Below are 25,909 nucleotides of genomic sequence, written 5' to 3'. Positions count from 1 at the left end.
CGCAACACGAAACACCGCAACGCTGACTAGAGAGAGTTCATGCCATTCGATTTTTCCCCGACGATCCTGCTGGTGGAGGACGAGCCCCATATCCGGCGCTTTGTCCGCGCGACGCTGGAGTCGGAAGGCTGCACCGTGCACGAGGCGGAAACGCTCAAGCGCGGACTGATCGAATCGGGTACGCGGCAGCCCGACCTTGTCATACTCGACCTGGGGTTGCCGGACGGCGATGGCGTGCAGCTGATCCGTGAAATGCGCACGTGGACCGAGGTGCCGATCCTCGTACTATCCGCGCGCAGCGGGGAAGCCGACAAGATCGGCGCGCTGGATGCCGGGGCGGACGACTACCTGACCAAGCCATTCGGCGTCGGCGAGCTGGTGGCGCGCGTGCGCGTGCTGCTGCGCCGGCATGCCAGGGCCAATGCCCACGGCACCCACCATGTCACGTTCGGGGACGTCCAGGTCGACCTGGCGAACCGTGTGGTCACCCGCTCCGGAGAGTCCGTGCACCTGACCCCGATCGAGTATCGCCTGCTGGCGGTGCTGATTGCCCACCGCGGCAAGGTCATGACACACCGTGAACTGCTGCGTGAGGTGTGGGGACCTGCGCAGTCCGAGAGCAGCCAGTACCTGCGCGTGTACATGGGACATTTGCGGCACAAGCTTGAAGCGGACCCAGCCCAGCCGGCCCATTTGCTGACCGAAATCGGGCTGGGTTACCGTTTTGCCGGGTGATTCGGATTGCGGATCTTTACCGTATTTGGATGGCGGCACGGCGGGTTTTGATACCGTTTTTAGGCGTAAATCCATATCGTGGCGATGCCCGTCGTAACGGGATTCCATCAACTTCCGCCACAACAAAAATGCCTGTACTGCGCCAGACCGCCGCGCTGCTTGCGTGTTCCGTCCCCGCTCTCTTCACGTTCGCCGCCATGCCCGCCATGGCCCAATCCCAGCCAGACGCAGAGACGTCGGCGCATACGTTCACGGCCAATGTCTCCGTGGCCACCGATTATCGCTACCGTGGCCTGATGCAGACAAATCGCCGGCCCGCGATCCAGGGCGGTTTCGACTACAGCCATTCGAGCGGCTTCTACCTCGGCAACTGGAACTCGAGCATCAGCTGGCTGGGCGACAGCAATGCCGAGGTGTCGGCACCGATCGAAATGGATTTCTACGGGGGCTACAAGAGCACGTTCGGCGGAGACTGGAGCTACGACATCGGGGTGCTGCAGTACTACTACCCGGGCGACTATCCGGCCAGCTACACGCGGCCATATACCACCGAGGTGTACGCAGGCCTGGGCTATGGTCCGGTGACTTTGAAGTACTCCTATGCGCCAACCAATCTCTTCGGCTTCGCTGACAGCAAGCACAGCTGGTACATCGACCTGTCGGCCAACGTGCCGTTGAACTTCTGGGACCTGACGCTGAATACGCATGTGGGCTACCAGAAGGTGCAGGTAGCCAATGCATCGTATGTGGACTGGAAGATCGGCCTGACGAAGGACCTGGGCAAGGGCTTCTCGCTGGCGGTGGCCTACATTGACACCAACGCCGACAAGGCCGTGTACACCAATGCCAAGGGCCGCTACATGGGGCGTGGCACGGCCTGGGCTTCGCTGACGAAGACGTTCTGAGCGCGTGAGCCTTGCCAGCGCCGCCGGTTTTGATGCCGATTTAACACCCCGGCCCCATATCCTTGCATCAAATTTAGACGGCGCTGGCTAGCATAAAGCCATGTCCAACACGCGACCCGCTACCGCGAGGGTCCACCGAATCATGCGACAGTCAAGCCTGGCCGTTGACACCGTTCCCCGACGTACCGCCTTGCATAGTGGCGAAGGCACCGTGACCGCACTGCGGACGGTTCCGCTGCAGGCGCCATGCCGCATCCGGCTGCGCCTTGCCGTGGCCTCCATCGATGTGTTCGCGCTGCGGCAGACCATGCACCGGGCACTGGGCGAGCTTGCGCGCGCCTATGTGGTCAAGGTGGACTACCGGCACGGGCAAACCACGATGCAAGTGGATCTGGCTCGCGGCGACCGCGACGCCGCCATGCACGCCATCATGATGGCTTTGCCGGCCGCGGAGTTCGGGACCACCACAGCCTTGGGAGAGTAAGCATGTGGCGCACTGATGAGGAGAGTTTCTCCGGTGCCGCCGTCCGCGCCTGGGTCGGCATCGATGCGGGCCTCCGGACGTCGCCGTGGGGCATCTGGGTGCCCATGGTCACGCCGATGCGCGCCGGGGCGCTCGACCTGCCGGCAGCCGCCAGGCTGGCCGAGCGCTATGCCGAGGCAGGCGTGAACGGGCTGGTCATCCTCGGCACGACGGGCGAGGGAAGCCTGCTTGCGAGCCATGAACGGCAAGCCTTCACGGCAGCCGTGCTCGAGGCCGTTCATGGCGAACTGCCGGTGATGGCCGGCGTGGGCGCGGTGGATACGCGCACAGTCTGCGCGCAGGTTGCCGAACTCGATGCCTTCGACCTGGCTGGCTACCTGGTGCCGCCTCCTTACTACCTGCGCCCGTCCGATGAGGGCATCACCTGGCATTTCAACGAAGTGGCGCGTGTTACGGGCCGCCCGCTGATGCTGTACAACGTCCCGAAGCGGACCGGATGCGAGATGTCGCCCGCGCTGATCCGATCTCTGCTTGCCCATCCGCGCATCGCCGCGGTGAAAGAGTGCGACAGCGGCAACCTCGCCGCGCTTTCTGACGATCCGCAGGCCACCGTGATGTGTGGCGAGGACGCCGCCATGCTGGATCATCTGCTTGGCGGCGGTGCCGGAGTCATCGCGGCGTCGTCGCATATCCGCCCCGATCTCTTCGTGCGCCTGCTGCATCTGTCGCAAACCGGCCATGTCGACGCCGCCCGCGCCTTGTTCGCCCGGCTCGCGCCACTGATTGCCTTGATGTTCTCAGAACCCAATCCGGCGCCGGTGAAGGCGGCGCTCGCGCTTTCCGGCGAGATTTCCGCGGAAACACGGCTGCCGTTGCAGCCGGCAAGGTCCGCGTTGGTCCAGCGGCTGGAGGAGGCCATGGCCCTGCTTCCGCCGTGCAAGGAACGGGAAGACGGGCCGTTGCCAAAGCGCCGGGCGCTTGCGTAGAGGCGAAATGAAACCTCCCGTGCCTATCTTCCTTACCTGCACGGTGTGCGGTCATGTGCATTCGGAGACCCTTCAGGATCTGGTCTCCGGAAAGCTGCCACTGCCGTTGCTTTGTCCCGCCTGCCACCATGAGCTTGCCGTCGACCGGGATTGGATCGCCGATCAGGCTGAACTCATGGGGCTCACGCAAACGGCGCGATAACGCGCCGTTCGTGCGGGGCTTGTGGTCCTTGGACGCTCAGAACTCCTGTACCGTCGGACGCAGCACGATTTCGTTGATATCCACGTCTGCCGGCTGCTCGATCGCGTAGGCGATGGCGCGCGCCACAGCCTCTGACGGAATCGCGATCTGGTAGAAGTCCTTCACGAACTGCGCGCTGGCCTCGTGGCTGCTGCCCAGCTTCAGTTCGGAGTCGACCGCGCCCGGCTCGATGGTGGTGGTGCGAATCGCGCCGCCCACTTCATGGCGCAGCCCTTCCGAGATGGCCCGCACCGCAAACTTGGTGCCGCTGTAGACCGTGCCGCCCGGGCTGAATACCTTGATGCCCGCGACGGAAGCGATGTTGATGAAGTGGCCGCTGCCCTGCCGCTGGAATACCGGCAGCGCCGCGGCGATGCCATAGAGCACGCCCTTGATGTTGATGTCGATCATGCGGTCCCATTCGTCGACCTTCGTCTCGCTCAGCGGTGCGATGGACATCAGGCCCGCGTTATTGATCAGCACATCGAGCTTGCCGAATACGCGCACGGCGGTGTCGATCAGCGTGCGCACGTCCTCCTGGCGCGTCACGTCGGTGGGCACCACTTCCACCTTGCCACCCGCGGCGCGGATTTCTTCCGCGATGGTGGCCAGCCGGTCCGCCCGGCGCGCTGCCAGGACCACCGACGCACCACGCGCCGCCAGGTAACGCGCCGTGGTTTCGCCAAGCCCGCTGCTGGCGCCCGTAATGACGACTACCTTGCCTTCGATATTCGTGCTCATGTCATCTCCTTTCAAAGGATCGTTGATGCGATGAAGCGAGTATCGGCGGACTGGCGCTTGCAGAAAATGGAAATGTTAAGATTTCAGAATTCCTGAAACTGGAATCGAAACGCCATGCTCAATCGCCTTGAGATGCTGCGCATCTTCGTGACCGCAGCGGAAGCTGGCAGCTTCAAGCACGCGGCGATCCGACTCGGCATCTCGCCACAGGCGGTCACGCGCGCCGTCCAGGAGCTGGAGCGCATCCAGGGCGAATTGCTGTTCCACCGGAACACACGCCAGATCCGCATTACGGCGTTCGGCGAGCAACTGGCCGCCCGGGCGCGCGACGGCGTCATGCAGCTTGACGCGCTGTTCGCGCCACGTAGTGATCCGGAAGGCCCCGACTTCACGGGTGTGGTCCGGGTAACGGCGCCCAAGGCGCTGGGCCGCATCGGCGTTCTGCCTACGCTGGCCGGGCTCGCGCTCCGGCATGCCGGGCTGCGCATCGAGCTGGACCTCAGCGACGTGCCGGCGGATGTGGTGGATGGGCGGATCGATATTGGCGTGCGCTTCGGTTTCGTGCGCGACAGCCGTTTTGTGGTGCGCAAGGTGGCGACGCATGCCTTCCACGTGGTGGGCGCACCGGCATTGATCGACCGGCTCGGCCGGCCAAGGCAGATCCAGGATCTGGAGACACTGCCCACCACCGTGATGCAGGACGTCACGACGGGGCGGCCGTGGCCCTGGTGGTTCGCGCGGGGCCAGCAGTACACGCCCTCGGCCCCTGCCTTCACCAGCAACGATTCCGAGGCCGAGCGCGATGCGGTGCTGTCAGGACTGGCCTTCGGCCAACTCGCGGCGATTCTGGCGGACGAGCATATTGCCGCCGGCAGGTTGGTGCCGGTGCTGCAGAAGTACGCGCCGGAGCCATGGGACCTCTTTGTCTATCGTCCGCAGCGTGGGCCCGTTCCGCCACGCATTCGCCTGGTGTTCGATGGCCTGGTGAACGCGCTGTCGGGAGGGTATCAGGTCGGCGCTTGAGTGCCTTGCCCGGAGCGGGCGCCTTGCCCGGACGGGGCGCTCTTAGGCCGACGGGCCTTTAGTTGCTGCGCCCGCTTCGCATCCGTCTGGCTGACGACGCCAGCCTCCTGCCCGTCCAGGTCTACCCGTTTGGCCCCTTCAACCAGGCAAGACCAATAGCGTGTCCCTTTGCACCAGGTACGAATCGCTTCGCGCAATTCCTCCTCGGTCAAGGCAAGCGCCGTCGCATGCTGCCTGAGATCCTCAAACGTGCCGACCTTGAGCGGCACTTTGGGGGCGGGGTTCTTCGGAAAGGCCTTGGGAAAGTGCTTCTGCAGCCGGGCAATGGAATGCACCACCGGATCGACCGGTTTCGCGGGCGTGTCAGCGCGCGGATTCTTCTTGCGCTGTGCCCCTGCCTTTGACTCGGCCTGTGCCTTCTTCGCCAGTTGTTCTTTCAGTGCTGCCAGTTTTTCAAAGCCCATGGTATCTGCCGTTCTGTATGCGACTGGATTGTAGCAAGGCTGCGCCGGCCGCCTTGCATCGCGTCAATTTGGAGACTTCGCCGTGCCGCCGCGCGGCAGGCAGCCGAGCAGCCTGTCGAAGGCTGGCGCGATGTCCTCCTCCGGCACGCAGGCGTACCCCAACAGCAGGCCTTGCTGCACGGCATCGCCAATGAAATAGCGCGACAGCGGCCGCACCACGATGCCGCGCGCCCGGGCGGCAGCGGTGATGGCCACGTCGTCGGCATCGTCGGGCAGCCGCAGCACCAGGTGCAGGCCGGCGTTGCTGCCGTGCTCGTGCAGCGCACCGGGGCCGAGGTAGCGCTCGATCAACGCGGCCAGGATGGCCCGCCGCCTGGCATACAGCGGCCGCATGCGACGGATGTGGGCGGCATAGTCACCGGCCTGCATGAATTCGGCGACAGTTGCCTGCGTCATCAGGTGGCCGGCCCGGTACAGCTCGGCGTGCGCGGTCTGGAAGGCGCCGGCCAGGCTGCGCGGCAGCACCAGGTAGCCCATGCGCAAGCCCGGATAGAGCGTCTTGCTGAAGGTGCCGATATAGATCACCGGCGCATCCGGCTCCATGCCCTGCAACGACGGAATCGGCTGTCCGGAGAAGCGGAATTCGCTGTCGTAGTCGTCTTCCACGATCCAGCTGCCGCGCTGGCGGGCGTATTCCAGCAGCGCGCGCCGGCGCTTCAGGCTCATCACGGCGCCGAGCGGGTACTGGTGCGAGGGCGTGACGAAGATAAAGCGCGGCGCAGGCGTCTCCTTGCCGGTCTCGCTGTCGGGCAGCGTCAGGCCCTCGTCGTCCACCGGCTTCGGCACCATGCCGATATCGCTGACCTGCAGCACGCCGCGAATGCCCCAATAGCTGGGCTCTTCCACCCACGCCTGGTCACCGGGCGAGCCCAGCATCCTCACCACCAGGTCGATGGCCTGGTGTATGCCCTCGGTGATCAGCACCTGGTCGGGATCGCAGCGCACCGAGCGCGCCACCCGCAAATGCGTCGCCACCGCTTCGCGCAGCGCCGGCAGCCCGCCACCATGGCCATAGCTCAGCCATTCCGGCCGCGGCTGGCGCCACAGGCGGGCCGCGATCTGGGCATAGCGCCGGTGCGGGAAGCGCGTCACGTCGGGCACGCCCGGCATGAACGCCCCCCATTGCGTGGGCGAAGCCGAGGCGTTGGCGATCAGCCGCTGTCCGCGCGGCGACAGCCCGGGCATGGCCTGCGGCCCGACCTCGGTCGCCGGGACGGCGGCGGCATTCAGGTAACTCTCCGGCGCGGTGGCGGCAACGAAGGTGCCACTGCCGGTGCGCGCGTACAGGTAACCCTCTGCCAGCAGCTGGTCGTAGGCAAACATCACCGTATTGCGCGACAGCCCCAGTTCGGCGGCAAGGTCGCGTTGCGGCGGCAGGCGAGTGGCCGGCGCGAGGCTGCCGTCCTGAATCGCGCCGCGGATGCATTCGTAGAGGCCCCGGTTGAGCGGCTTGCCCAGCGCCGCCGGGCCTTCGGGGCCCAGGCGCTGGAGCAGCAGGTCGCCGCAGATCGATTTCAAATTGGCACCATCGGATTTGCGTAAGCGGTACTGGATTATAGGGCCAAAGCCGGATGAAATGGCTGGCATCGCTTGCTGCTGCCGGCGGTGCCCGTTTCGCGAGTCGGCTGGTGCCGACAGCCCTTACCGCACAATGACCATGAAAAACCTCGAACTGAACCAACGCCGAACCCTCGCGACGCCGCGCGGCGTGGGCGTGATGTGCGATTTCTATGCCGACCGCGCGGAGAACGCCACGCTGTGGGACGTAGAAGGCCGTGCCTACACCGACTTCGCCGCCGGCATCGCCGTGCTCAATACGGGCCACCGCCATCCGCGCGTGATGCAGGCCATCACCGCGCAGCTGGAGCGTTTCACGCATACCGCCTACCAGATCGTGCCCTACCAGAGCTATGTCGCGCTGGCCGAGCGCATCAACGCGATGGTGCCGATCCAGGGCCTGAACAAGACGGCCCTGTTCACCACCGGCGCCGAAGCCGTGGAAAATGCCATCAAGATCGCCCGTGCGCATACCGGCCGCCCGGGCGTGATCGCCTTCTCGGGCGCCTTCCATGGCCGCACGTTGCTGGGCATGGCGCTGACTGGCAAGGTGGCGCCGTACAAGGTCGGGTTCGGCCCGTTCCCGTCCGACATCTACCACGCGCCGTTTCCCAGCGCGCTGCACGGCGTCAGCACCGAGCGGGCGCTGCAGGCGCTGGACAGCCTGTTCAAGACCGATATCGACCCGGGGCGCGTGGCCGCGATCATCGTTGAGCCGGTGCAAGGCGAAGGCGGCTTCCAGGCGGCGCCGTCCGATTTCATGCAGGGCTTGCGGGCGGTATGTGACCAGCACGGCATCGTGCTGATCGCCGATGAAGTGCAGACTGGTTTTGGCCGCACCGGCAAGATGTTCGCGATGTCGCACTATGACGTCGAGCCGGACCTGATCACGATGGCCAAGAGCCTGGCCGGCGGCATGCCGCTGTCGGCGGTCTGCGGCCGCGCGCAGATCATGGATGCGCCGCTGCCAGGCGGCCTCGGTGGCACCTATGCCGGCAATCCGCTGGCGGTGGCGGCGGCGCACGCGGTCATCGATGTGATTGAGGAAGAAGGGCTGTGCGAGCGCTCCGCCGAGCTTGGCAACCAGTTGCGCGATCACTTGCTCGCACAGCGCAAGCACTGCCCCGCAGTGGCCGAGGTGCGCGGGCTGGGTTCGATGATCGCTGCCGAATTCTGCGATCCGGCCACGGGCCAGCCCAGCGCCGAGCATGCCAAACGCGTACAGGCCCGTGCGCTGGAAGCCGGCCTGGTGCTGCTGACCTGCGGCACCTACGGCAATGTCATCCGTTTCCTCTATCCGCTCACCATCCCGCAGGCGCAGTTCGACGCAGCGCTGGCGGTGCTGGCCCAGGCGCTGGCCGAATAAGGGGAACCCATGGAACTCCAACATACCGCGCTGTTGCGCAGCCATTGCCTGATCGACGGCGAATGGACCGGGGCGCAAAGCGGCGCAGAACTCGCGGTCTACAACCCGGCGACCCACGAACAGATCGGCTCGGTGCCCCTGGCCGGCGCGGCCGAAACCGAACAGGCGGTGCGCGCCGCCGAGCGCGCGCTGCCGGCATGGCGCGCGCAGACGGGCAAGGCGCGCGCCGCCGTGCTGCGCCGCTGGGCCGATCTGATGCTGGCGCACCAGGAAGACCTGGCCCAACTGATGACCGCCGAGCAAGGCAAGCCGCTGGCCGAGGCGCGCGGCGAGGTCGCCTATGCCGCGAGCTTCCTCGAGTGGTTCGGGGAAGAAGCCAAGCGGGTCGATGGCGAGGTGCTGGCCAGCCCGCGCAGCAGCCAGAAGCTGGTGGTGCTGCGCGAGCCGGTGGGTGTGTGCGCGGCCATCACGCCGTGGAACTTCCCGGCGGCGATGATCACGCGCAAGGTCGGCCCGGCGCTTGCCGCCGGCTGCACCATCATCGTCAAGCCCGCCGAACAGACGCCGCTCACGGCACTGGCGCTGGCCGTGCTGGGCGAACAGGCCGGCGTGCCGCGTGGCGTGCTGCAGGTGGTGACCGGCGACGCCGTGCAGATCGGCGGCGTGCTGTGCGCCAGCCCGGTGGTGCGCAAGCTCAGTTTTACCGGCTCGACCGCGATCGGCAAGCTGCTGATGGCGCAGTGCGCCGGCACCGTGAAGAAGCTCTCGCTGGAACTGGGTGGCAACGCGCCGTTGATCGTCTTCGACGACGCCGACCTCGACCGCGCGGTGGAGGGCATCCTCGCCTCCAAGTTCCGCAACAGCGGCCAGACTTGTGTCTGCGCCAACCGCATCTATGTGCACGAGCGCGTCTATGACGAGGTCGCGCGCCGTCTCGTCAGCGCGGTCGAGCAGTTGCGGCCGGGCCATGGCGTCGACAGCGAGGTCACGCAAGGCCCGCTCATCGACGCGGATGCCGTGGCCAAGGTCGAAGCGCATATTGCCGACGCGCTGGCGCACGGCGCCGCCGTGTTGACGGGCGGCCAGCGCCATGCGCTCGGCGGCACCTTCTTCGCGCCGACGGTGCTGGCCAATGCGACTTCGTCGATGCGGGTGGCACGCGAGGAGACCTTCGGCCCGCTGGCACCGCTGTTCCGCTTCAGCACCGAAGAGGAGGTGGTGGCGATGGCCAACGATACCGAGTCGGGGCTGGCCGCTTACTTCTTCTCGCGCGACATGGGGAAGATCTGGCGCGTGGCGCAGGCACTCGAGTACGGCATGGTCGGCATCAATACCGGGCTGATCTCGAACGAGGTGGCGCCGTTCGGCGGCGTCAAGCAATCGGGGCTGGGCCGCGAAGGCTCAAGCCATGGCATCGACGAGTATCTGGAGACCAAATACCTCTGCATGGACGTCGAATAACAACGATGGGGTGAAGGACACCCCCCACCAGGGCGGGGCCATGGCGCACCCACGCAGTGCGCCGGCCCCATGGAGACAAGACAGTCCGGCAATTGCCGGTGCGAAGCTGACGACTCCGGTGCAAGACGTGCGCAAACTTCCAGGAAAGGGAAGGGGGCGGGCGGGACGCGCGCCGGAATCGGCCCGACACCAATGGCACGCATATTGCGGACTGGGAAGTGCCATCCCTCCCTGTGAGCGGATGACATTTCTTCTATCGATGAGGGTATAAACATGCGTTTCACTGCTATCCGTAGCCTGCTTGCGGTCACCATGCTGGCGGCCTCTTCCCTGGCACTCGCGGAGGGCGCCCGCGACTGGCCCAGCCAGCCGGTGCGTATCGTCGTGCCGTTCCAGGCTGGCTCGGCCACCGACCTGATCTCGCGGCAGATCGGCCTTGGCCTCGGCAAGGAATATGGCCAGACCTTCGTGATCGAAAACCGGCCAGGCGCCGCTGCCATGATCGGCAGCGAAGTGGCTGCGCGCGCGCCTGGCGATGGCTATACGCTGCTGATGTCCGGACCGGCGTCGATGGTGACCAACCGGTTCCTGTACAAGAAGCTCAGCTATGACCCGGATGCGTTCGAGAAGGTGGCGGTCGTCGCGGTCACGCCTAACATCCTGTTGTCCAACCCCTCGCTGCCGTTCAAAACGCTGCCCGAGATGGTGGCGTATGCCAAGGCCAATCCGGGCAAGCTGACCTATGCCTCGTTCGGTGCCGGCACCACCTCGCATATCGCCGGCGAAATGCTGAAGGCCGCGGCCGGCATCGATATCGTCCATGTGCCGTACAAGGGCGCTGGCGAAGCGATTCCCGCGCTGCTGTCCGGCCAGGTGTCGATGTACTTCGACACCATCATGACCGGCCTGCCGTATGTGAAGGCGGGCAAGCTGCGTGCGCTTGGCATGTCCACCGCGAAGCGCTCGCCGAACGCGCCGGAGATCCCGACGATCGCCGAGCAGGGCTATGCCGGCTTCGATATCGCGCCGTGGTACGGCATTGTCGCGCCCAAGGGCACGCCGGCGGACGTGGTCGGCAAGCTCAATGTCTCGATCAATAAGCTGCTCAAGTCACCGGAATTCCGCGAGCGGCTGGCGGCCACCGGCGCCGAGCCGCGTGGCGGCAGCGTCGGCGAATTCAGCGCGATGGTCAGCGCCGAGATTCCGCGTACCGAGAAGCTCGTCAAGCAGTCCGGCGTGACTTTGCAATAACCAGCGTGCTGCAACCCTGGGGCGCCGCCCGCGCGCCCTTTTACCTGTTCTGAATGGAGTTCCCGATGTTGCCTTTCGACTGGACCTTTCCCTACCCGTCGCAGAAGATGCCGCTGCTGGCCGCCAACGCGGTCAGCACCAGCCAGCCGCTCGCCGCGCAGGCGGGGCTGCGCATGCTGTACGAAGGCGGCAATGCCATCGACAGCGCCATTGCCAGCGCGATTGCGCTGACCGTGGTGGAGCCGGTCATGAACGGCATTGGCGGGGACATGTTCGCGCTGGTCTGGCACGAGGGGCAACTGTACGGGCTCAACTCCAGCGGCCGTGCGCCGGCGCGCTGGACGCCGGAGCATTTCGCCGGGCGCGACGCCATGCCCGAGGTGGGCTGGGACACCGTCACCGTGCCGGGCCAAGTTGCGGGCTGGAAGGCGCTGTCGGCCCGCTTCGGCAAGCTGCCGTTCGCGCGGCTGTTCGCGCCGGCCATCGAGTACGCCGAACAGGGCTTCCTGGTGTCGCCGCAGATCGCACGGCAATGGGCCGCGCAGGTGCCGGTGCTGGCCGGGCAGCCTGGCTTTGCCAAGGCGTTCCTGCGCGACGGCAGGGCGCCGCAGGCGGGCGAGCGCTGGCGTTTCCCGGGGCAGGCCGCCACGCTGCAGCGCATTGCCGAGAGCGATGGCGAGAGCTTCTACACGGGTGAACTCGCCGCGCGCATCGTCGCGTTCGCCGAGGAAACCGGAGGCGCCATCCGCGCCGACGACCTGGCCGCACATCGCGCTGCCTGGGTCCAGCCGATGGCGCAGGAGTTCCGCGGCTACACGCTCCACGAAATTCCCCCGAACGGCCAGGGCATCGCCGCGCTGATCGGCCTCGGCATCCTGGACCGCTTCGACGTGGAAAGCATGGGTTGCGACAGCGCCGACTTCTACCACGTCAGCATCGAGGCAATGAAGCTGGCCTTTGCCGACCTGCACCGCCACGTGTCGGACCCGGCCACCATGCAGCACGCGCCCGCCGCCTTCCTGGACCCGGCGTATCTTGCCGAGCGCGCGGCGCTGATCGACATGAAGCGGGCCGGCGCACCGACTGCAGGGATCCCGAAGACCGGCGGCACCGTCTACTTGTCGGCAGCGGATGCCGCGGGTTCGATGGTTTCGTACATCCAGTCCAACTACCGCGGCTTCGGCTCCGGCGTGGTGGTGCCCGGCACCGGCATCGCGCTGCACAACCGCGGCGCGGGTTTCAACCTGAAGCCCGGCCACGCCAACTGCGTGGCGCCCGGCAAGCAGCCGATGCACACCATCATCCCGGGATTCGTCACGCGCAACGGCGCACCGGTGATGTCATTCGGCGTGATGGGTGGCTCGATGCAGGCGCAGGGCCATGTCCAGATGATGGCGCGGCTTGCCGCCTTCGGCCAGAATCCGCAAGCCATGAGCGATGCCCCGCGCTTTCGCGTGGAGCACGGGCCGGTGGTGAATGTCGAGGCGCATCTGCCGCCGGACGTGGTCGCCACGCTGCGTGGCATGGGCCATCGCGTCGAGGTGGCGCCGCGTGACAGCCTGGAGTTCGGCTCGGCGCAGCTGATCTACAAGGCGCCGGACGGCTATATTGCCGCTTCCGACTCGCGGCGCGACGGGCAAGCGGTGGGGTTCTAGGCGGGGCGCGATCTGATTGCCTTGCGAAACGCCGCCGGGCAATCATAATGAGCGGCATGTGTGCAAAGCGGCTGATCCCCATCCTGTGCCTGGCCCTGCTTTCCGTGCCGACTTACGCGGAGCGGGTGGCCGTCAGTATCGAAAACCTGAGCACTCCGGTTTCGTGTGCGGAGGAAGACAATGTCTCATTCGCCCTTTCCGCTGCCGCCGTCGGGAAGTTCCGGATCCAGGCATTGCATCCTCCCTATGTCGATGCAATCCGCACCGACAGCTCCGCGCCTGATTTCTCCGGGTGCAACTTCGGTCAGGCGCCACACCCGACCGATCCGCGCCATGTTTTCGTGCCTCGCACGACCAGCCTCTATGACGGCAGGAACATTGCCATTGTCGGTATCACGTTTGCGAGTTTCTGGCGGCCGCATAAGGTGCCTGTCACGGTTGCGGGCAGGCCGGACGCCGGCTTTCACCTGGTTCAGGTGTTCCACAAATCCGGCCGGACGCGTACTGAGGTACTGGTGCTCTATCCCGCCGATGGCTACTGGCGGGCGAAACCGTTGCCGGCGCGCCATCTGGGCGTCAATGCGTATGGCTCTTCGTTCCTGCTGGGGCCGATAGAGCAGGATGGGCGCCCGGTGGTCAACATCGCGCGAATCGACATCGAGCCGGAGCCCTTGTCTGTCAGGCTGCATTTCACGCGCGGGGGCCAGGCCACGGTCACGATCACTGAGATCAGCGACAGACGCACCGCGCTCGATGTCCGGTTCCAGCCGCTCTTTGACGCCAATCGACCCTTCGCAATGCTGCGCTCGATGTACGTTGCCGATGACAACGCGGACGCGAGCGAGGCCACCTGGTGGACCGGGCCGGCACGTGAAGCCCGCAGGAAGCCGGTGATGGCCGTCTCCTCGATGCAGGCGACTGGGGTGCGATTTGGCCGTACTGTCTGGTCGCGTCACAACACCAGTGCGCCTGACTTGATGTTCGACGCTTTCGAGGCGCCTGCAGCGGAGCCCCTGAGGCCAACAGACAAACGACTGGACTGAAATGCCGGAGCCCTTTGAGGAAGCGGCCGCACGCATGCCAGATCGGCACTCACTTCCCCCCCGTACTCAACATGCCGGCGCCATGGCGCTGCCATTGGCGCTGGCATTCGCCCTTTCCGGCTGCGCAGCCATGTCCGGCCCCGCATGCACGGCCAGCGAGGAACGCGCGGTCAGCGAACTGATGTACTTTGGAACAGCGAAGCCCGATGGGGTGGTGTCGGTATCCGAATGGGAAGCCTTCCTGCAAGCCTCGGTGACGCCGCGCTTTGCGCAAGGCTTCACGGCCTGGCCGGCCTCAGGACAATGGCGCGGCGCCGATGGCGGCGTGGTTCGCGAAACCTCGTACGTGCTCAGCCTGGTGCACGCCGCGGACGAGCGCAGCGAAGCCGCGGCGCGAGCCATAGTCAGCGAGTACAAGACCCGCTTCCAGCAGGAAGCGGTGCTCCGGCTCCGCAGCCCGGTGTGTGTATCGTTCTAGCCAGCGCACCTGCCCCGCGCGGCGTGCACTATGCTGAATTGGTTCACGCCCGCCGCGCTTACCGGAGATCAATCATGTGCCATCGCCTGTCCGTCTGGCTGGCCGCCGCAGCGGCAACCCTGCTATGTGCCTGTGCCACCCTCCAGCCCGTGGAGACCGCCCAGAAGATGTTCGGCAGCCCGCAGAGCGCCGTGCGCGATACCTTCGGCGCGCCCTCGGAGACATACCAGCTCGCCAACGGCACCAGCCGGTGGATCTACTCGAAGCAGCCGCTCGGCTTCCAGGTCTACGCGGCGGACTTCGACGCAAGCGGCAAGCTGACCAATTTCCGCCAGATGCTGACCGAGAAGGAGATCTACGAGGCCCGTCCCGGCGTCTGGACCAAGCAGGACGTCGCCGAGCGCTTCGGCCGCCCGCGCGAGCCGATCGAATACTACCCCTTGATGAAACGGGAGGCCTGGTCCTACCGGCTCTACGCCGGCGCCTATCAGCCTGCGCACTTCAGCGCCTACTTTGACGATCGCGGCGTGCTGGACCGCACCATGATCATCATCGACGCAATCGGCGGCGACGCGCGCGACGGCAGCAAGTAGGCGCTGCCCGCCCTGCGCCACTGGATTTCCTCCCCGCCTCAGCGTTGGGGAGGCTCGCTCGTGGCCGGCTTTCCGTCCTCGCTCCGGCGTTGCGGTTCGGCTTTTCTTCGAGGTGATTAATAAGGCTTATTGGTAACGACCTGATGCGATTGCCCCGCAAGCTGTTTCCCATGGCCGCACTGCTGGCCTCACTTGCCGCCGTCGGCCAGACGCCAGCGGCTCCCTACCCGGAACATCCTGTCGAACTCGTGGTGCCAAGCGCGGCAGGCGGTGGCACCGACACGGTTGCACGGGCCTTCAGCGAAGCCATGCGCAAGTACCTGTCGCAGCCGCTGACCGTGGTGAACAAGCCAGGTGCCAGTGGCGCAATTGGCATGACGGAAGTGGCCCGCGCCAAGCCGGATGGCTACAAGCTCGGCATCATCATCGCGGAAGCCGTGATCGTCCCGCATCTCGGGCCGACCACGCTCGACGCCGCCCAGCTGGTGCCGATCGCACGCCTGAATGCCGATCCGTCCGCAATCACGGTCAAGGCCGACTCGCGCTGGAACACCATCGAGGCGTTCCTGGAATTCGCGGCGGCGCATCCGGGGGAGGTGCAGGTAGGGAACTCCGGCTCGGGCTCGATCTGGCACCTGGCGGCGACGGCGCTGGAGGACAAGGCGCACGTCAAGTTCAATCATGTGCCGTTCTCCGGTGCGGCGCCGGCCCTGGTGGCATTGATGGGCGGGCATATCGACGCGGTGGCCGTCAGTCCCGCCGAGGTATCGGCCTATGTGGTCGCAGGCAAGGTGAAGACGCTCGCGGTGATGGCCGAGCAGCGGGTCAGGGGTTTCGCGAACGTTCCGACGCTGCGTGAGCGCGGTATCGACCTCTCGATCGGCACGTGGCGAGGGCTGGCCGCGCCAAGAGGCACTCCACCCGAAGTGCTCGAAGTCCTTGCAGCCGCCAGCCGCAAGGCGGTGGCGGATCCTGTCTTCGTGGCAGCGCTGCGCCGGCAGAACCTGGGCATTGCCTATGCCGACGCGGCGACCTTCACGGCGATGATCGCGGCAGACAACGCCGTGATGAAGGCACTGGTGGCCAAGACCAACCTGCGGAAGTGAGGCGGCGCGTCGGCTGCCACTGGCCGCAATGCTCGGAAGACCAAGCGCGGCAGGGGCTTAAGACAGGCGGGCGATCTCCTCTAGCAGCGCGGCTTCCATCGCTTCGATCGGCGCGCGTGCGCAGCCGGTGTAGAACTCGACCTGGGCGCACGCCTGGTGCAGCATCATGCGCGTGCCATCGATGGTGCGGCAGCCAAGCGCGGCGGCATCGCGGATCAGCTTGCTCCTGACCGGGATGAAGGCAGCGTCCATGACGATCAGGTGCGCGACGAGCTGTCCGGCGACCGGGTTGACATCGGGTGCGCGAAAGCCCGCGGCGGTCGCGTTGGCGAGCAAGTCGAAGTCCGCTGCGCGGAAGTCGGATAACCCGCCCCCAAAGCGCAGGCCAAGCGAGGCGGCCAGTTCCTCGCCCCGCGCCGCGGTGCGGTTGAACACGGTCACGCTGGCGCCGGCCTCGCGCAGGCCATAGGCCATCGCCCGCGCCGCGCCGCCCGCGCCCAGCAGCGCAATGCGCTTGCCGGCCACTTCTGTCACCTCCTGGAACGCCCGGACGGCGCCGATGCAGTCGGTGTTGTAGCCGGTCAGCATGCCATCGATATTGTTGATGGTGTTGACCGCGCCGATGGCGCGGGCGGTCTCGTCGAGATGGTCGAGATGCGCGATCACCGCCTGCTTGTGCGGCATCGAGACATTCATCCCGCGCACGCCGAGCGCGCGGATCGACTGCACGGCGCCGGGCACGTCCTGCACCCCGAAGCACACAAAGGTGTAGTCGATCCCCAGCGCCCGATAGGCGGCGTTGTGGATGCGCACATTGAAGGTGAAAGGCTCGCCCATGATCGAGCCGCACAGCGTGGGAATGGAACTGGGCATTGCGGGTGTCCTTGCGGGGAAAATCAGGCGGCTGCCTGGGCGGCAAAGGCCGCCAGGTCAAAGCGCGCGGCGGGCTGCCGTCCGGCGAGCGCATCCAGCAGGTTGCGCGTGGCGAGCTCTGCCATGGCGCGCCGGGTCTCATGCGTGGCCGAGCCGATATGGGGCAGGGCGGTCACCTTGGGATGGCTGCGCAGCGGCGAGTCCTGAGGCAGCGGCTCGGTGGCGAAGACATCCAGCCCGGCCGCGCACAGGTGGCCGCTCTCGAGGGCCGCGAGCAGCGCGTCTTCCTGCACGATCTGGCCGCGCGCGCCATTGACAAAGATCGCGCCCGGCTTCATCAGCGCGAACTCGCGCAGGCCCATCAGGCCGCGCGTGCTGTCGGTCAGGGGCAGGGTGACGGCGACGATATCGGCGCGCCGCAAGGCATCGTCGAGATCCGTCCGGGTGGCGCGTCCCACCAGGTCGGGCGGCTCCGCGGCGGTCTCGTTGACGTAGAGCACCTCCATGCCGAAGCCGAGCGCCGCGCGCCGCGCCACGGCCTGGCCGATGCGCCCGAAGCCCAGGATTGCCAGGGTCTTGCCGTGCACGTCCCAGCCGAACAGGCCCTCTCCGATGTTGGCGGTCCAGCGGCCCTCGCGCACATGGGCTGCAAGCTCGACCAGGCGGCGGCTCGTGGCCATGATGAGCGCGAAGACGGTGTCGGCGGTGGTCTCGGTGAGTACGCCGGGCGTATGGCACAGGGTGATGCCGCGCCGATGCAGGCAGGGGAGGTCGTAGCTGTCGACCCCCACCGAAATACTTGAGATCACCTCCAGGCGGCCGGCTTCGGCGAGTTCCGCCGCGCCAAGCTTCACGCTGGAGCCGATCAGGCCGTGGGCTCCCGACAGCGCGGCGCGGAAGGCCGGCCGTTGTGCCGGCTGGCGCGGGTCGGCCACGATCACGTCATGCTCCGACTCGATCGTGGCGAGGAGGTCCTCAGGAATCGGGCGGAACACCAGAACATTCTTGCGCATGGGTAATCCTTGCTGTGGCTTCACAAGCTGACGGCCGCCAGTTGGGCATGGGTCGGGAGGCCTTCGGTATCGCCCCGCACCTGCACCGCCCGCGCGCCGATCCAGGCGCCGCGCCGGACGGCTTCGCCCACCGGGCGGCCCTCCAGCAGCGCGCTGATCACGCCCACGGCAAAGCCATCGCCGGCGCCAACGGTGTCGACGACACGCTCGACGCTGAATGCCTCGACATGGCCGGTGCCGGCCTCGCCATCGAAGTAGGCGCCGTCGGCGCCCAGTTTCACTACCACCAGCCTGGCGCCGCGTGCACGGTAGAAGGCGGCAATGCGTTCCGGCTCGGGATGGCCGGTGAGGAAGCGGCCTTCCTCGATGCCGGGCAGGACCCAGTCGCACTGCCGCGCGAGGTCGTTCAGCGTTTCGCGCATCAGCTCAGGCGTGGCCCACAGCGTGGGCCGCAGGTTGGGATCGAACGAGATCGTGCGGCCGGCGGCGCGCATGGTGGCGATGGCCTGGCGCGTGGCAGCCTGCGTGCCTGCGGCCAGCGCGGGGAACACGCCGGTGACGTGCAGGTGCCGCGAGCGCCGCAGCCAACTGTTGTCCAGGTGCTCCGGATTCATGCGGCTCGCCGCCGAGCCGCGGCGGTGGTATTCGACGGGCGGATCGCTGCCGTCGTCGACCCGTCCCTTGAACTGGAAACCGGTGCGCTCACCGGGCTCGCACACCACCTGGCTGCAATCCACGCCTTCGCGCTGCATTTCACCGAGCAGGTAGCGCGCCATCGAGTCGTCGCCCAGCCGGCTGGCCCAGCCGACCTTCAGGCCCAGGCGCGACAGGCCGATGGCCACGTTGGTCTCGGCACCGGCGGTGCGCTTGTGGAAGGTCTGCGCGCCTTCGAGCGGCCCGGCTTCGCCGGCGACCAGCATCAGCATCGCCTCGCCCAGGGTGACCACGTCAAGATCGGTGCTCATGCCGGAATCTCCACTGAACGCAGCAGTTCGACATGATGGCGCGTGACCTGCACCAGGTCTTCGCCTTGCAGCGGGAATTCGATCGCACGCGCAACGTGCGTGGGCAGGCGGCGCAAGATGCTGCGCCATGGTGCCGCCGACTGGTCAAGCGGCACCGCGATCCATTTGGCGGGCGTGCGCTGCACGCCTTTGCAGTGCACGTAGCCGACGCCGGCGCCGAGGACCTGCGCGGCGTCGAGCGGGTCTTCGCCGGTCCAGTGCCAGTTGCCCATGTCGAAGGTCATCGGGGCGCTCTCCCCGAGCGCCGTGATGCGCGCGAAGAAGTCGCGCAGCGGCGGTACGGTGCCGGCCTGGGCGGTCTGGTCGTTTTCCACGACGAGTTCGATGCCGTCGTGCCGCAGCCAGGGCAGCAGTGCTTCCAGCGCCGTGCCTGCCCGATAGCCGCCAAGCGACATCTTGACCCGGGTCGCACCGAGCGCCAGCGCGGTCGTGAAGGCACGGTCGAGCGCGGCGGCATCGAGGCTGCCGGCGTCATTCCAGAGGCCTTCCGGGCTGGACCAGACCACGCACAGTCCATGCTGCCCGGCGACCTCGCGTTGTTCGCTGACTTCGTCCTTGTACCGGCGCTGGAGTTCGCCGCGGAATTCCACGCCGTCCGCGCCTGCGGCCGCGGCAATCCGTGCCAGCGCAGCCTGTCCGTTGCTCAGGGCGAGGTCGGCGCCATAGGCCGTCAGCGAGATCAACACCGGCGGGCGGGATGAACCATCTGCTTGCCACTGGCTCATTTCAGTGCTCCCGCGCTGAGGAATTGCTGCAGTTCCGGTGTCCGCGGCTGCGCGAACAGCGCCTTCGACGGGCCCGCCTCGTGCACCTTGCCCTGGTGCATGAAGATGGTGGTATGCGCCATGCGGCGCGCGAACTCCATTTCATGCGTGACCAGCACCATGGTCATGCCGGAGGCAGCCAGGTTTTCCATGACCCGAAGCACTTCCGCGGTCAGCTCGGGGTCGAGCGCGGAGGTGACCTCGTCGAACAGCATCACCTTGGGCTCCATCGCCAGCGAACGGGCGATGGCCACGCGCTGCTGCTGTCCGCCCGAGAGCTGCTCGGGGTAGCAGTCCTTCTTGTCCAGCAGGCCGACCTGGGTCAGCACCTGGTCGACGATGCCGTCGTTCCTGCTCGCAACCAGCTTCTTCACAATCGACGGCGCCAGCGCGATGTTCTGGCCCACGGTCAGGTGCGGAAACAGGTTGTAGCTCTGGAACACCATGCCCACGTCGCGGCGCAGGTCGAGCAAGCGCTTGCGGTCGTGATCCAGTTTGTGCCCGGCGACGGTGATGTTGCCGGCGTTGATCGTCTCCAGGCCATTCAGGCATCGCAGCATGGTGCTCTTGCCGGAGCCGCTGCGGCCGATGATGGCGACCACCTGGCCCGGCTCGATCGCAAACGAAACGCCCTTCAGGACTTCGACGGAACCATATGACTTGTGCACGCCTTGTGCTTCAACGATTGACATGGAGCCCCCTTTCCATGCGCCGGGCTGCCGCCGAAAGCGGGAAGCAGAGCGCGAAATAGATAAGTGCGACGACGACGAAGACCGCGAAGGGCTGGAAGGTCGCGTTGTTGATCAGTTGGCCGGCGCGGGTCAGTTCGATGACGCCGATGATGGAAGTGATCGAGGTGTTCTTGACCAGCTGGACCGAGAACCCCACCGTGGGCGGCAAGGCCAGCCGGACGGCCTGCGGCAGCACCACGTAGCGCAGCTGCTGCCAGCGGGTGAGGGCGAGCGCTTCGCTGGCTTCCCACTGTCCTTGCGGCACGGCCTCGATGCAGCCGCGCCAGATTTCGCCGAGATAGGCGCTGGCGTAGATCGACATCGCCAGCATGGCCGCGACCATCGGCGACAGCTTGAGCCCGAGCACGGAGAGCCCGTAGTAGCTCAGGAACAGCACGATCAGTACCGGCGTCCCTTGCACGATCTGGATATAGGCCGTGCTGGCGAGGCGCAGCAGCGGGCTTCTGGAGGTACGCGCCAGCGCCACCAGGAACCCGGCGAGCGTGCCGCCGACGAAGGCGAGCAAGGTCACCCACAGCGTCCAGCGTGCCGCCAGCAGCAGGATTTCAAGATGATTCCAGGAGAACTCGGTGATCATTTCGCGCTCCCTGCAACCGCTGCCGTCAGTTCCGCCTGCGCCAGCGGCGCGATCCGGGTTGTGCGTGCCAGCTTTCGTGCGCGCGCCACCACGCGGCGCCGCTTGAACACCAGGTTGCCGATCAGGGCGAACATGGCGCGCAGCAGCAGTGCCAGGCCGATATAGATGAACATGACGAGGATGTAGCTCTCGAAGGTACGGAAGGTCTGCGAATCGACCTGGCTGGCGACCGCCGTCAGCTCTTCCACCGAGATCGTCGACACCACGCTCGACGTCAGCATCATCAGCGTGAACTGGCTGGTCAGGGCTGGATAGACCTTCTCGAAGGCCGGCACCAGGGCGACGTGGCGGATCAGCTGCCAGCGTGTCATGCCCAGCGCGGCGGCGGCCTCGAGCTGCGAGCGATGCACCGCCTGCAGGCCGGCCCGGATGATTTCCGTCGAGTAGGCGCCGAGGTTGACGGTCATGGCGATTACCGCGGCCGTGACGGCATCGATCTGCAGGCCCACGGTTGGCAAGCCGAAGAAGATGATGAAGAGCTGGATCAGGAAGGGCGTGTTGCGGATGGCTTCAACGTAGGCCCTGGTGGCGCGCTGCAGCCAGGGGCCGCCAAAAGCAGCGGCAATGGCGCCGGCGGCGCCGACCACGGTGCCGAGCAGGATCGAGCCGAAGCTGAGCGCCAGCGTCATCGCCGCGCCTTCCGCGAAGCGATCCAGCTGCGACAGCACCGGGGTCCATTCGAATTGATAGTTCATGCGGGTCTCCTGGCACGCCGGCTGGCGCCGGCGCGCAACCTCAGACGGCCTGGTTCAGAACGCTTGCAGTGCGGGCAGAGCCTTGCCGGTCCACTTCTGCGCAATGGCATCGAGTTCGCCATTCAGCTTGACGTAGGAGATGGTGGTGTTGAGCCACTGGCGCAGTTCGAAGGCGTCGCGGCGCACGGCCATCGAATTCGGCTGCACCGAGAACGCGAACTTGGCGTCGAACTTGCCGGCGCCGCGCGCCTTCATGATCTCGTTGCCGGTGGTATTCGGCAGCGCAATGGCGTCGACCTGGTTGCTGATCAGGGCCTGCGCGCAGGTGGCATCGTCCTCGAAGCGGACGATATTCATGCCGGGCACGGCCAGCCGGGTCAGCGCGGTGTCCTGCGTGGTGCCGCGCGTCACGCCCACCTTCTTCTTCCCGAGCTCGGTCAGCTTGGCGTACTTGGCTGCGGTGGGCGCAAAGATGGTCAGCTCGAACGCGCTGTAGGGCGCACTGAACATGATGGCCCGCGCCCGCTCGGGCGTCGGCGCCAGCGTCGCCACCAGGAAATCGACCTTGCCGGCCTCCAGCGCCGGAATCCGGCTGGGCGAGGTGAGCGGAACGATATCGACCGGCACGCCCAGGTACTTGCCCAGCAGGTTGGCCACGTCGACGTCATAGCCGGCGGGTTTGCCGGTGGCGTCCGTGGTGCCAAAGGGCGGGGCGCCGGTCACGACGCCGATGGTGACCTTGCCCTTCTTGACGATCTCGGCGACGGTCTGCGCCTGGGCGGTGAAAGCGGCGCTGGTCAGGACCAGCAGAGTCAGCACGGGCGCGGCTACGCGGCGCAACAAGCGTTGGACGTTCATCAATGTCTCCTGCACGTATATGGGATGTGTCGCTGGCGTCGCAGCGTTCGGCAAGCACCGTCTTGAAACCGGTTTCAGAATTATAGGAAACCGGTTTCAGAGGTCCAGCAGTGGAAACCCTTACGGGGAGGAACGCGTTGGAACTGCGGTGGGAAGGGGCACGTTCGTGCACCCGCTGGGCCGACGCAGCGGGTCTATGCGTGGCTCACGCGTGCGCGCTCGGTCGGCGGCGGGGGAAGGATCAGCCGCGGCGCGTGGACCCGCGAGTGACCAGGGTGCCGGGCAACAGGACCCGGCGCGGCGGCAGCTGCGCGCCTTGCAGGCGCTCGATCAGGCAGTTGGTGGCGACGCGCCCGATATCGTCGGTGGGCTGGGAAATGGCGCTGAGGCCTGGACCGACCAATGCAGCCCATTCCGGATCATCGAAGCCGATCAGGCCAAGGTCGGTGCCGAGCTGCCACCCCAGTCTGGCGGCCGATGCGGCCACGCGCAGCGAGATCACTGCGTTGGCCGCCAGCACGGCAACGGGCGCCTGGCCGGCACGGCGGCGCAGGTCGCGCAGCGCTTCATCCAGGGCATCGTCGTCACCCCTGTGGGCTTCAAAGATGGTCCCGCCAAGCGAGTCCGCGTGTTCGGCGATGTAGCTCTGGAAGGCGCGGGCCCGCTCGTTGCGTGAGCTGATGGCCTTGATCGGCTCGCTGATGAAGAGCACGTGCCGATAGCCGGCTTCGACCAGGTGGCCGGCAGCTTCATGGACGGCGGTCAGGTTGTCCAGGGCCACCAGGTCGACTTCCGCATCGCCGACCTTGCGGTCGACCAGTACAACCGGTTTGCCCAATTGCGCCGCATCGGCAAGGGCGCCGGCATCGTGGCCCAGTGTGTGCAGGATAAAACCCTCGACCCGGTAGGCCGACAGCGAGCGGATGGCCTCTCGTTCCAGTTGCTCGTCATTGCCGAGGTTGAACAGCATCACCATATAGCCGGCGTCGCGACAGGCCTTTTCTACTCCACGCAGCACGGCCACCGAGAACGAATTGGAAACATCCGCCACCACCAGCCCGATCAGGCGCGACTTGCCGCGCTTGAGCCCCTGCGCCATGGGGCTGGGGCTATAGCCGAGCGCGCGGATGGCCGCGGCCACGCGCGCCTCTACGTCCGCGGACAACTGCTCGCCGCCCCGGTTCAGGTAGCGCGATACGGTTGCCTTCGAGACGCCCGCATAGTCGGCAACGTCCTGGATGGTGAGTTTCTCGGCAGGTTTCAGGTCGGACGCAGGTCGGGTCACGGGGCGCGGCGGCATAGGGTTCGGGTCTCGGTGAAACCAGTTTCAGAATTATGCCTCGGACGTGCCGGGATATGCCAGCGCCTGGGATCCCCCCACGCGCTGCACCCCCGGCCGCCCGTCCTCCACGACAAACGCCGCCTGCGTTCCGACCGGGCTGTCCACCCGCGCCACGTCCTCCACACCGCGCAGCGTGCTGGCCCAGCGTTCGGGCGTGGCCTCGACCACGGTGTAGCCGCGCTGGTCCGGCCGCGCGTGGAGGATATGCGGGTTCAGCGCCGCGATCCTGGCGGCGCTCTCCACGGTGCTTCCCGACGCCGAGGCGATCGAGGTCGTGCAGAACTCGCTGGCGATCACGCGAGACTTCGCGTCGTTGAAATCGGCCAGCACATTGCAGGCATAGTGCTGGTGGATATCGCCGCCGATGAACACCGTATTGCGCGGCGCCGCCGCCACGATGCTGTCGAGCAGCCGCTGGCGCGCGGCGGGATAGCCGTCCCAGGTGTCGCTGTGGAAGGATTCCGCCGGCAACGCCTTGTAGTTGCGCCGCGAGAAGATGGTCTGCTGGGCGATCGCGCTCCAGCGGGTCTGGTCGCGCCGGTCCTGCGCCAGCCCTTGCGCGAGCCATTGCCCCTGCGCGCTGCCGAGCATGGTGCGGCGCGGGTCGTCGAGGGCGCTGCACTGGTCTGGCGACACCGAGCCCTTGCGCGGCTGCCCCGGCTCGCGACAGGCCTGGATATCGCGATACTGCCGGTCGTCCAGCACATGGAAATCGACCAGGCGTCCCCAGCGATGCCGCGAATGGACGCGCAGCGCGTCCGGCGTGCCCAGGCCGGACGAGCCATGGACCAGCGCGCTCGCCCGGAGCGGCATGTTCTCGTAGAACGCCTGGTATCCCGCGGTGCGCCGGGCGAGGAAGTCCGCCGCCGGTTCGCTGCCCACGCGTGCCGCGTAGTCGTTCTGGACTTCGTGATCGTCCCAGGTGACCAGCCACGGGCAGGCGCCATGCATGGCCTGCAGAAGCGGATCGCTCTTGTACAGCGCATAGCGGTCGCGGAAGTCCTGCAGGCTGGTCGCCCTGGGCAGGCTGTGCGTGCGCGGCAACTGCGCCGCGCTCGCCACCACTGCGTTCTCGTAGATGTAGTCGCCGAGGAACACCACCAGGTCCAGGTCTTCCTGCCGCATCTGCCGGTACGCCGCATAGTGGCCCTGTTCCCAGCGCTGGCACGAAGCGAACGCGAAGCGGACGCGCGGCGCCAGCGTATCGGCCGCAGGCGCGGTGCGGGTGCGTGCGGTAGTGGTCGCCGCGTCACCATGCATGAAACGGTAGAAGTACCAGCGGTCCGGGCGCAGCCCGCCGACCTCCACGTGGACGGAGTGGCCGAGCTCCGGCAGGGCTTGCGCGTGGCCACGGCGGACGATCCGCCGGAATGCCTCGTCTTCGGCGACTTCCCACTGGACTGTCAGTGCGCCCTGCAATGGTGTGATGCCACGCGCATCGGCTTGCGCCGTGCCCGGGATCGCCCCGTCGAGCAGGCGGGTCCACAGCACGAATCCGTCGGCAGTGGGCGCGCCGCTCGCCACGCCCAGCGCGAACAGGTCGCGCTGGGGCAGCGTGGCCGATCTTGCCCAGCGGGGCAGGTGCGTGGCGAGGCCGGCGGCTGCCGCCAGATGCAGAAAGGTTCTTCGTTGCATGCCAGAAAACGGTGGGTTCAGGCGACCGAGGGCGGTTGAAAGGTTCGATTGTGCCGGACGTCCGCGGCGCCGTGGCCACGTATGGGAGATGAAACGGATCGTCTCGTCGAGCCGCGTTCGTTGCGCGTTACGGATCTCATTGATGAAATATTGAATTTCAATTATG

General features: G+C 66.7%; 26 protein-coding genes. 13 read left to right on the top strand and 13 right to left on the bottom strand.

What is annotated here, in order from left to right; genetic code table 11:
- The first annotated feature begins 39 nt into the window (after window positions 1-39).
- The 4 genes from kdpE (at window position 40) to dapA (ending at window position 3,110) form a co-directional block, all read left to right on the top strand.
- Entirely contained in the window at window positions 40-735 is a 696-nt protein-coding gene (kdpE, locus tag ABNX08_RS28845) for a two-component system response regulator KdpE (protein WP_022539131.1), read from the top strand.
- 128 nt (window positions 736-863) lie between these two features.
- Window positions 864-1,640: a TorF family putative porin gene (locus ABNX08_RS28840; RefSeq protein ID WP_022539130.1), complete on the top strand. Its 777-nt coding sequence runs from the start codon at window positions 864-866 to the stop codon at window positions 1,638-1,640.
- A 211-nt stretch (window positions 1,641-1,851) separates the two neighbouring features.
- On the top strand, window positions 1,852-2,124 hold the full coding sequence (locus tag ABNX08_RS28835; RefSeq protein WP_051369978.1) for a hypothetical protein: 273 nt from the start codon (window positions 1,852-1,854) through the stop codon (window positions 2,122-2,124).
- Between the two features lie 2 nt (window positions 2,125-2,126).
- Window positions 2,127-3,110: a 4-hydroxy-tetrahydrodipicolinate synthase gene (dapA, locus tag ABNX08_RS28830; RefSeq protein WP_022539128.1), complete on the top strand. Its 984-nt coding sequence runs from the start codon at window positions 2,127-2,129 to the stop codon at window positions 3,108-3,110.
- 238 nt (window positions 3,111-3,348) lie between these two features.
- Here the strand turns inward: dapA and ABNX08_RS28825 are convergent, their stop codons facing one another.
- Complete coding sequence (locus ABNX08_RS28825; RefSeq protein WP_022539126.1) at window positions 3,349-4,092, bottom strand: SDR family oxidoreductase; 744 nt, start codon at window positions 4,090-4,092, stop codon at window positions 3,349-3,351.
- 114 nt (window positions 4,093-4,206) lie between these two features.
- Between ABNX08_RS28825 and ABNX08_RS28820 the strand changes: the two genes are divergently transcribed.
- On the top strand, window positions 4,207-5,115 hold the full coding sequence (locus tag ABNX08_RS28820) for a LysR family transcriptional regulator (protein ID WP_022539125.1): 909 nt from the start codon (window positions 4,207-4,209) through the stop codon (window positions 5,113-5,115).
- On the opposite strand, the gene ABNX08_RS28815 is transcribed toward ABNX08_RS28820, so the two are convergent.
- Window positions 5,100-5,579 (bottom strand): ProQ/FinO family protein, encoded by a 480-nt coding sequence (locus ABNX08_RS28815; protein ID WP_022539124.1) that lies wholly within the window; start codon window positions 5,577-5,579, stop codon window positions 5,100-5,102. The two genes, ABNX08_RS28820 and ABNX08_RS28815, sit on opposite strands and share 16 nt — an antisense overlap.
- 63 nt (window positions 5,580-5,642) lie before the next feature.
- Complete coding sequence (locus ABNX08_RS28810; RefSeq protein ID WP_041681822.1) at window positions 5,643-7,157, bottom strand: PLP-dependent aminotransferase family protein; 1,515 nt, start codon at window positions 7,155-7,157, stop codon at window positions 5,643-5,645.
- Between the two features lie 139 nt (window positions 7,158-7,296).
- Here ABNX08_RS28810 and ABNX08_RS28805 point away from each other — a divergent pair, with 139 nt between their 5' ends.
- The 8 genes from ABNX08_RS28805 (at window position 7,297) to ABNX08_RS28770 (ending at window position 16,149) form a co-directional block, all read left to right on the top strand.
- Window positions 7,297-8,562 carry a 4-aminobutyrate--2-oxoglutarate transaminase gene (locus ABNX08_RS28805; protein WP_041682165.1) on the top strand — a complete coding sequence of 422 codons (1,266 nt, stop codon included), beginning with the start codon at window positions 7,297-7,299 and terminating at the stop codon, window positions 8,560-8,562.
- Between the two features lie 9 nt (window positions 8,563-8,571).
- The gene (locus tag ABNX08_RS28800) at window positions 8,572-10,023 is read left to right on the top strand and encodes an NAD-dependent succinate-semialdehyde dehydrogenase (RefSeq protein ID WP_022539121.1); all 1,452 of its coding nucleotides are present in this window, start codon (window positions 8,572-8,574) and stop codon (window positions 10,021-10,023) included.
- Window positions 10,024-10,296: 273 nt separating this feature from the next.
- Window positions 10,297-11,274, top strand: coding sequence for a tripartite tricarboxylate transporter substrate binding protein (locus ABNX08_RS28795; protein WP_022539120.1), 978 nt, complete (start codon window positions 10,297-10,299; stop codon window positions 11,272-11,274).
- A 65-nt stretch (window positions 11,275-11,339) separates the two neighbouring features.
- Entirely contained in the window at window positions 11,340-12,929 is a 1,590-nt protein-coding gene (locus tag ABNX08_RS28790; protein ID WP_022539119.1) for a gamma-glutamyltransferase family protein, read from the top strand.
- 56 nt (window positions 12,930-12,985) lie between these two features.
- Complete coding sequence (locus ABNX08_RS28785; RefSeq protein WP_041682164.1) at window positions 12,986-13,972, top strand: hypothetical protein; 987 nt, start codon at window positions 12,986-12,988, stop codon at window positions 13,970-13,972.
- 130 nt (window positions 13,973-14,102) lie between these two features.
- Window positions 14,103-14,450, top strand: coding sequence for a DUF3574 domain-containing protein (locus ABNX08_RS28780; RefSeq protein WP_349607849.1), 348 nt, complete (start codon window positions 14,103-14,105; stop codon window positions 14,448-14,450).
- A gap of 74 nt (window positions 14,451-14,524) precedes the next feature.
- On the top strand, window positions 14,525-15,043 hold the full coding sequence (locus ABNX08_RS28775; protein WP_022539116.1) for a hypothetical protein: 519 nt from the start codon (window positions 14,525-14,527) through the stop codon (window positions 15,041-15,043).
- Window positions 15,044-15,186: 143 nt separating this feature from the next.
- On the top strand, window positions 15,187-16,149 hold the full coding sequence (locus ABNX08_RS28770; RefSeq protein WP_022539115.1) for a tripartite tricarboxylate transporter substrate binding protein: 963 nt from the start codon (window positions 15,187-15,189) through the stop codon (window positions 16,147-16,149).
- 57 nt (window positions 16,150-16,206) lie between these two features.
- Here ABNX08_RS28770 and ABNX08_RS28765 read toward each other — a convergent pair whose 3' ends face one another.
- From ABNX08_RS28765 to ABNX08_RS28720, 10 genes are all read right to left on the bottom strand, one after another.
- Complete coding sequence (locus tag ABNX08_RS28765; RefSeq protein ID WP_022539114.1) at window positions 16,207-17,022, bottom strand: shikimate dehydrogenase; 816 nt, start codon at window positions 17,020-17,022, stop codon at window positions 16,207-16,209.
- Between the two features lie 23 nt (window positions 17,023-17,045).
- Window positions 17,046-18,035 carry a D-glycerate dehydrogenase gene (locus ABNX08_RS28760; protein ID WP_022539113.1) on the bottom strand — a complete coding sequence of 330 codons (990 nt, stop codon included), beginning with the start codon at window positions 18,033-18,035 and terminating at the stop codon, window positions 17,046-17,048.
- Window positions 18,036-18,055: 20 nt separating this feature from the next.
- Window positions 18,056-19,000 (bottom strand): sugar kinase, encoded by a 945-nt coding sequence (locus tag ABNX08_RS28755; RefSeq protein WP_022539112.1) that lies wholly within the window; start codon window positions 18,998-19,000, stop codon window positions 18,056-18,058.
- Window positions 18,997-19,785 (bottom strand): sugar phosphate isomerase/epimerase, encoded by a 789-nt coding sequence (locus tag ABNX08_RS28750; RefSeq protein WP_022539111.1) that lies wholly within the window; start codon window positions 19,783-19,785, stop codon window positions 18,997-18,999. Before ABNX08_RS28750 ends, ABNX08_RS28755 begins: the two co-directional genes overlap by 4 nt.
- A complete protein-coding gene (locus ABNX08_RS28745) occupies window positions 19,782-20,516 on the bottom strand; it encodes an amino acid ABC transporter ATP-binding protein (protein WP_022539110.1) in 735 nt (244 codons plus the stop codon). Before ABNX08_RS28745 ends, ABNX08_RS28750 begins: the two co-directional genes overlap by 4 nt.
- Entirely contained in the window at window positions 20,503-21,153 is a 651-nt protein-coding gene (locus ABNX08_RS28740; protein ID WP_022539109.1) for an amino acid ABC transporter permease, read from the bottom strand. Before ABNX08_RS28740 ends, ABNX08_RS28745 begins: the two co-directional genes overlap by 14 nt.
- Entirely contained in the window at window positions 21,150-21,908 is a 759-nt protein-coding gene (locus ABNX08_RS28735) for an amino acid ABC transporter permease (protein WP_022539108.1), read from the bottom strand. Before ABNX08_RS28735 ends, ABNX08_RS28740 begins: the two co-directional genes overlap by 4 nt.
- 54 nt (window positions 21,909-21,962) lie before the next feature.
- A complete protein-coding gene (locus tag ABNX08_RS28730) occupies window positions 21,963-22,766 on the bottom strand; it encodes a transporter substrate-binding domain-containing protein (protein ID WP_022539107.1) in 804 nt (267 codons plus the stop codon).
- Window positions 22,767-23,007: 241 nt separating this feature from the next.
- On the bottom strand, window positions 23,008-24,066 hold the full coding sequence (locus ABNX08_RS28725; protein WP_022539106.1) for a LacI family DNA-binding transcriptional regulator: 1,059 nt from the start codon (window positions 24,064-24,066) through the stop codon (window positions 23,008-23,010).
- 33 nt (window positions 24,067-24,099) lie between these two features.
- On the bottom strand, window positions 24,100-25,743 hold the full coding sequence (locus tag ABNX08_RS28720) for an alkaline phosphatase (protein WP_022539105.1): 1,644 nt from the start codon (window positions 25,741-25,743) through the stop codon (window positions 24,100-24,102).
- Between the last annotated feature and the right edge of the window lie 166 nt (window positions 25,744-25,909).

The sequence above is a fragment of the Cupriavidus sp. DF5525 genome, assembly GCF_040149425.2.
GTDB lineage: Bacteria > Pseudomonadota > Gammaproteobacteria > Burkholderiales > Burkholderiaceae > Cupriavidus > Cupriavidus pickettii_A.
Note: the sequence above shows the minus strand (reverse complement) of the source record. Positions and strands in the feature narration are given on the sequence as shown.

What these genes read in the sequence shown, in the direction of transcription:
- kdpE (WP_022539131.1), top strand. Translation starts at nt 40, where the DNA reads ATGCCATTCGATTTTTCCCCGACGATCCTGCTGGTGGAGGACGAGCCC.
- ABNX08_RS28840 (WP_022539130.1), top strand. Translation starts at nt 864, where the DNA reads ATGCCTGTACTGCGCCAGACCGCCGCGCTGCTTGCGTGTTCCGTCCCC.
- dapA (WP_022539128.1), top strand. Translation starts at nt 2,127, where the DNA reads ATGTGGCGCACTGATGAGGAGAGTTTCTCCGGTGCCGCCGTCCGCGCC.
- ABNX08_RS28825 (WP_022539126.1), bottom strand. Translation starts at nt 4,092, where the DNA reads ATGAGCACGAATATCGAAGGCAAGGTAGTCGTCATTACGGGCGCCAGC.
- ABNX08_RS28820 (WP_022539125.1), top strand. Translation starts at nt 4,207, where the DNA reads ATGCTCAATCGCCTTGAGATGCTGCGCATCTTCGTGACCGCAGCGGAA.
- ABNX08_RS28815 (WP_022539124.1), bottom strand. Translation starts at nt 5,579, where the DNA reads ATGGGCTTTGAAAAACTGGCAGCACTGAAAGAACAACTGGCGAAGAAG.
- ABNX08_RS28805 (WP_041682165.1), top strand. Translation starts at nt 7,297, where the DNA reads ATGAAAAACCTCGAACTGAACCAACGCCGAACCCTCGCGACGCCGCGC.
- ABNX08_RS28800 (WP_022539121.1), top strand. Translation starts at nt 8,572, where the DNA reads ATGGAACTCCAACATACCGCGCTGTTGCGCAGCCATTGCCTGATCGAC.
- ABNX08_RS28795 (WP_022539120.1), top strand. Translation starts at nt 10,297, where the DNA reads ATGCGTTTCACTGCTATCCGTAGCCTGCTTGCGGTCACCATGCTGGCG.
- ABNX08_RS28790 (WP_022539119.1), top strand. Translation starts at nt 11,340, where the DNA reads ATGTTGCCTTTCGACTGGACCTTTCCCTACCCGTCGCAGAAGATGCCG.
- ABNX08_RS28785 (WP_041682164.1), top strand. Translation starts at nt 12,986, where the DNA reads ATGTGTGCAAAGCGGCTGATCCCCATCCTGTGCCTGGCCCTGCTTTCC.
- ABNX08_RS28780 (WP_349607849.1), top strand. Translation starts at nt 14,103, where the DNA reads ATGTCCGGCCCCGCATGCACGGCCAGCGAGGAACGCGCGGTCAGCGAA.
- ABNX08_RS28775 (WP_022539116.1), top strand. Translation starts at nt 14,525, where the DNA reads ATGTGCCATCGCCTGTCCGTCTGGCTGGCCGCCGCAGCGGCAACCCTG.
- ABNX08_RS28770 (WP_022539115.1), top strand. Translation starts at nt 15,187, where the DNA reads ATGCGATTGCCCCGCAAGCTGTTTCCCATGGCCGCACTGCTGGCCTCA.
- ABNX08_RS28765 (WP_022539114.1), bottom strand. Translation starts at nt 17,022, where the DNA reads ATGCCCAGTTCCATTCCCACGCTGTGCGGCTCGATCATGGGCGAGCCT.
- ABNX08_RS28760 (WP_022539113.1), bottom strand. Translation starts at nt 18,035, where the DNA reads ATGCGCAAGAATGTTCTGGTGTTCCGCCCGATTCCTGAGGACCTCCTC.
- ABNX08_RS28755 (WP_022539112.1), bottom strand. Translation starts at nt 19,000, where the DNA reads ATGAGCACCGATCTTGACGTGGTCACCCTGGGCGAGGCGATGCTGATG.
- ABNX08_RS28750 (WP_022539111.1), bottom strand. Translation starts at nt 19,785, where the DNA reads ATGAGCCAGTGGCAAGCAGATGGTTCATCCCGCCCGCCGGTGTTGATC.
- ABNX08_RS28745 (WP_022539110.1), bottom strand. Translation starts at nt 20,516, where the DNA reads ATGTCAATCGTTGAAGCACAAGGCGTGCACAAGTCATATGGTTCCGTC.
- ABNX08_RS28740 (WP_022539109.1), bottom strand. Translation starts at nt 21,153, where the DNA reads ATGATCACCGAGTTCTCCTGGAATCATCTTGAAATCCTGCTGCTGGCG.
- ABNX08_RS28735 (WP_022539108.1), bottom strand. Translation starts at nt 21,908, where the DNA reads ATGAACTATCAATTCGAATGGACCCCGGTGCTGTCGCAGCTGGATCGC.
- ABNX08_RS28730 (WP_022539107.1), bottom strand. Translation starts at nt 22,766, where the DNA reads ATGAACGTCCAACGCTTGTTGCGCCGCGTAGCCGCGCCCGTGCTGACT.
- ABNX08_RS28725 (WP_022539106.1), bottom strand. Translation starts at nt 24,066, where the DNA reads ATGCCGCCGCGCCCCGTGACCCGACCTGCGTCCGACCTGAAACCTGCC.
- ABNX08_RS28720 (WP_022539105.1), bottom strand. Translation starts at nt 25,743, where the DNA reads ATGCAACGAAGAACCTTTCTGCATCTGGCGGCAGCCGCCGGCCTCGCC.